3 protein-coding genes and 1 pseudogene are annotated in these 2,289 nt (G+C 34.8%); 1 reads left to right on the top strand and 3 read right to left on the bottom strand.

Features of this window, described 5'->3' with window-relative positions; genetic code table 11:
* Nucleotides 1–321: hypothetical protein (locus AC2SLT_RS13070; protein ID WP_486548086.1), on the top strand; the 321-nt coding region annotated here is incomplete at its 5' end.
* A 404-nt stretch (nucleotides 322–725) separates the two neighbouring features.
* Here AC2SLT_RS13070 and AC2SLT_RS13075 read toward each other — a convergent pair.
* The 3 genes and pseudogenes from AC2SLT_RS13075 to AC2SLT_RS13085 form a co-directional block, all read right to left on the bottom strand.
* On the bottom strand, nucleotides 726–1,313 hold the full coding sequence (locus AC2SLT_RS13075) for a hypothetical protein (RefSeq protein ID WP_486548087.1): 588 nt from the start codon (nucleotides 1,311–1,313) through the stop codon (nucleotides 726–728).
* A 3-nt stretch (nucleotides 1,314–1,316) separates the two neighbouring features.
* On the bottom strand, nucleotides 1,317–1,919 hold the full coding sequence (locus AC2SLT_RS13080; RefSeq protein WP_486548088.1) for a T6SS effector amidase Tae4 family protein: 603 nt from the start codon (nucleotides 1,917–1,919) through the stop codon (nucleotides 1,317–1,319).
* Between the two features lie 13 nt (nucleotides 1,920–1,932).
* Nucleotides 1,933–2,289: pseudogene (locus AC2SLT_RS13085) on the bottom strand (hypothetical protein); the annotation flags it as partial.

Genomic DNA, 2,289 nt, shown 5'->3' on the forward strand with positions numbered 1-2,289 from the left:
CATGAATACAGTCCTTGTTATTCACCTAGGGTAAATTCGATACGCCGATTACGGGTTTTACCTTCTTGGGTGTCGTTACTGGCTATGGGGTCGGTGTCTCCTTTACCGACGGTGGTTAGTCGAGAGGCGTCAATACCACGTCCGATAAGGTATTGTTTGACGGCTTCTGCCCGCTGGTTGGATAGTAATAGGTTGGCGTTTGCGTCGCCTGTGTTGTCTGTGTGGCCTGTGGAGCATTTCCCGCTTTACACTATTATCTTGGCTTGCACAGGGGCAGTCGCTAAGGCGAGTGTCATTCCTGTGCTACGATACTGCCACTAGCCAAGCGCCTGCAACCCTGTGCTTTACCAAGTATAACCGTTACAATCGGGGCTAGCGGTTAGATTGTATTCTTGCTTAGGGTGGGCGTGGTTGAAGCTTTCTAAAAAAACCAGTGTCGAGGCTATTTTTTTGTCTTAGTGTTGGGACTTAACTATAGTTAAGTCAGTTTAATCTACAGTCTCTTTAATTTTTTTAGGATTTTCAGATATTATTGTTAATAATGGCTTAAATAAGTGGCCTAATATATAAAAGATTATCAATGAATATATCGAGCCTAGCGAGCATCAGTAAAATCGCTTTATTAAACGGGTTAATAAGGAGGAAGGCTTGACGAAGTTACTATATTTTAACAAATAACATTATATAATTAATTTTATGCTATTTATAAACTTAGTTTAAATGAATTATCTAACCATCATACCTGTTTTATAGTAAATAATTAATGGCTCATGCAAGGTATGTTGCTGTGAATTTTTCATAATTTTTGATGTCATTTGCACCATCGCATATTCATCGTTTACTGTCATCCATTGAACAGGAAATGTTTTAGCTGATTGAATTTTGTCATACTGAATAGTTAGTTTCCCAATATTCTGCCCTTCAACTTGAGAGATGTCATAACTAAAATATTCATTATTGTGTATCCCCTCAATATGACACTCTGACCTAATAGCATGATAACAATAAACAAGCATATTGTTTGATGGATGTAGTAAGTAAACCAACTCTCTAGAATCATTATCATTAATTAATTTTTCTAAGCTTTCCTTAGCGTTAAAATTTATAGTGATTGATGATCGAGAAGTTGATGGTAGTTTATCTGTGTCATCAGCATAATTATGGTCATTAGTTATGATGTCTTTAGATTTAATTTTTTCATTATTAATTTTTTTTTGAATAACATCTTTTTCACTAGTCGATGTTTTTACAGCTGTTTCTTTACAACCACATCCCAAAAATAAAAATAATGTTATAATAAATATTTTTTTCATAGTTTATCCACAAGAGCATCTTCTAGTAGGAAGGAACCACACATCTCCAAGATAAGATGTGGCATAAGGGTCTCGATAATTCATAGTCACTACTGTTGCATGGCCACTTTTAGCCATAATAAAAACTTGCTCATGAGTTAAAGCAGCTTTTAATTTATTAAAGTCATCAACGCTAGTAAGAGTATAATCAGGTTTTCCTAATGTATGCAAATATCTATTTATTTCTGCAGCACTGATAATATATCTTTGATTATCTTTGAAATTCTTATTTGCAGAAGGTGCTCCACTAGGTATAGGTCTTCCAGCTTTATTTAATCCATAACTTACTCTTGCAGCACAAGAGTTTTGTAGACCATTAGGACCATTCACACCATAAGCTTGTCCGATATTACCTCCAATTTTTTCCCAAACTTGTGCTCCACTGTAATCATCATAATTTAAATAGTGTTTTTTAAACTCCTCAGCATATGGTAGATTACAATTGCATCGTGTAAAGCGACTAATATTAGCTTTTGTTAGTTTCTGGATTTCTTCACTTTTGGCACTTGTTGTTCTATTAGTTCTAAGTCCCTCAAATGGATCTCTAGTGTTATTTGAACTAGGCATAATTACTCCTTTATCATAATTTTAAATGAACTTTAATTTCTTGCTCAATTGAAGTATACATATAATCAGTATAGCCTTGTGCATCAGTCGTACCTTCAAACAATTCACCTGTTTTTTGAGCTTGAGCAATATAATCCACAAAGCTATAGGGTATATCATTGTCATCTACAAATCTAAACTGAGCACTATACTTATCTAACTTCAAATGTGCCTTTATCTCATCAGGCTTAGCACTAAAGAACATTTGTGTTTTACCCTCATCATCAGTCACACCCTCATAAGTCTCTTGAGTTCGTTCATTAATCGCAACATAAGGTGTATTCGCATAAGCAATATCGTCATCGTCAGTAAACTTAAACTGTGCTTTATA

Source organism: Psychrobacter sp. CX18, assembly GCF_057396215.1.